Origin of the sequence: Pseudogemmobacter sonorensis (genome assembly GCF_042762395.1) — a bacterium.
Taxonomy (GTDB): Bacteria; Pseudomonadota; Alphaproteobacteria; order Rhodobacterales; family Rhodobacteraceae; genus Pseudogemmobacter; species Pseudogemmobacter sonorensis.
This window is the reverse complement of the sequence record NZ_JBEFZE010000075.1, coordinates 1-1,967: the sequence shown is the minus strand read 5'-3', so window position 1 is coordinate 1,967 and position 1,967 is coordinate 1. Positions and strand designations below refer to the sequence as shown.

2 protein-coding genes and 1 pseudogene are annotated in these 1,967 nt (G+C 63.0%); all 3 read right to left on the bottom strand.

The features are described from left to right. Positions 1–620, bottom strand: a pseudogene (locus tag ABNX41_RS21725) (hypothetical protein); the annotation flags it as partial. 211 nt (positions 621–831) lie between these two features. Continuing rightward, the gene (locus ABNX41_RS21720) at positions 832–1,209 is read right to left on the bottom strand and encodes a hypothetical protein (RefSeq protein ID WP_438671761.1); all 378 of its coding nucleotides are present in this window, start codon (positions 1,207–1,209) and stop codon (positions 832–834) included. After that, on the bottom strand, positions 1,206–1,967 hold a 762-nt coding region (locus ABNX41_RS21715; protein ID WP_438671760.1), incomplete at its 5' end, for a Rha family transcriptional regulator. The genes ABNX41_RS21715 and ABNX41_RS21720, both read right to left, overlap by 4 nt.

Genomic DNA, 1,967 nt, shown 5'->3' with positions numbered 1-1,967 from the left:
CTCTTGAACCAGGTGCCGATGGTCGTGTTCAACTCCTGCCAGCGCCGGTCGAGTTCCTGCGCCTTCTCGATCAACTCCCGATCCATGACGATGCCAAGCTCACGCGCCCGGTCGATGGTGCGGGAAATCCCGGCCTCGCCCTGGTCGAGCAACTGGACGAACTGCTCGCCCCCGGTGCCGCCGAACAGCTCGTCCGCGATGCGGATCTGCGCCGCGCGGTCCAGCCCTTCCAGCCGCCCGATGATTTCCAGCATCAGGGCCGAGGGGTCCTTCAGCTTCTTGCCAAGGTCAGCGGCCGAATAGCCGAGGCGCTTGAAGGCCTCCGACGCCGAGCCGCCCCCGGTCACGATGAACTCGTCGGCGCGCAGCGACAGTTCCTTGAAGCCGTCCACCAGGGCGTCGATGCCGATGCGGTTCTGCTCGGCCACGAACTTCCATTCCTGAAAGGCTTCCAGCCCGAGGCCCGAACGCTTGGCCTCGTCGCCCAGGGCCGCGATGGATTTCACCGTGTCGTTGATGTTGCTGTTGAGCCCGGCAAGGGCGGTCGCGACGATCCCGCCCGCGAATCCCGTGGCGAAGGCCTTGGCGAAACTGACCGCGCTCGAACTCGCCTTTTGCATTGCAGCGCTAACGCTGCCCGTGGCTTTGTTCACGTCCCGCTCGAATGACTTCGTTCTGCCTCCGGCCTTTTTCAGGCCGGTCTCAAATGCAGCAGCATCGAGCCCCATATTAACGCGCAAACTGCCGATTACTGCGCCTGCCATTTGTGGCTCCATTGCAATAGGCCGCCCCGAAGGACGGCCCTGGTTTTGGTGTGTTGCGGGGTGGTGTTCAGGCTTCAAATGAGGCCAGATCATCCAGCGCGGTCGTGATTGCAGTCTCGTGCTGCGCGAAGGAAAAAGTGCCCTCGGCATCCTCCAAGATCCACGCCAGCTTGGCAGTGATACCCGCAAGCGTTGCGGCTGGCGTTTCGCAGATCAGGGATTCCAGCTTCGACTTGCGCTCCCAGTGGATACTGGACGCCTCGGTTTCATCACCGTCCGGTGTCAGGTTGTCAGCGTATCCCTTCCGTGCCTTCCGCCATTCTGTCAGCCATCCGCCGTGAGGATCAGCGACCTCCGCCTCCACCGGCAACGCGCCCGCAGCGAGGGCGGCGAAACCGGCAACGGGTGCGGCGGTCAGAAGGTGGCGGCGTTCAATCTTGCTCACAGCATCCCCTCCCGGTTGAAGATCTGCGCAAGCCGGGCCATGCCCTTCGGCGTGATCATAAGCGTGATGCTGACGCGCTGGTCACCGTCCTTCCCGGTGTATTCGCCCAGCTTGTGGTCGAGGTATCCGCAGTTGCGCTTGTCCACATAGGCTTGCAGCGGTCCCTGCCCGTTCTGGCGGAAGGCCCAGCGATTCAATTGCAGCCATCGGATCAACTTGTGTTCGGCCACACCAAGCACCTTCGCCGCCGGGCGAACCGACAGAGCGCCTTCAATCGCGTCCAGCCGGTCGAACGCCTCGGCCTTCGGGGCCAGCGCCACCACCCTCGCCTCCGCTACCTGCGTCCGCTGCGCATAGCTGGTCAGCAACGGCACAAGCTGGCTCGGGTCGTTCAGGTCGATGGTCGCGGCTTGGCGCTCGGCCCGCAGGCGCCCCTCCATCGCATTGAAGGCGGCGATGTATTTCTCCTTCCAGACCGCCGCTTCGCGCCCGGTGAAGCCCATGACGAGGAAGCTGAACCCATCACGGGTCATACCATATTCGGTCCGCTTCTCGCCCTTGGCATCCAGATACTCGACGGGCGCAAAATTGCGCCGGTTGAAATCCTCGCTGCATTCGAGGTTGCGGATGGCGCGAAGCACGTCCTTGTGCATCTTGCCGAAGTTGTGCGCGACCTCACGGCTCGAAGCCATCAGCGCACCGTCACGCTGCACGATCTCGATGCCATTGAAATCCGCAGGGTTTGCGGGCATATTCAT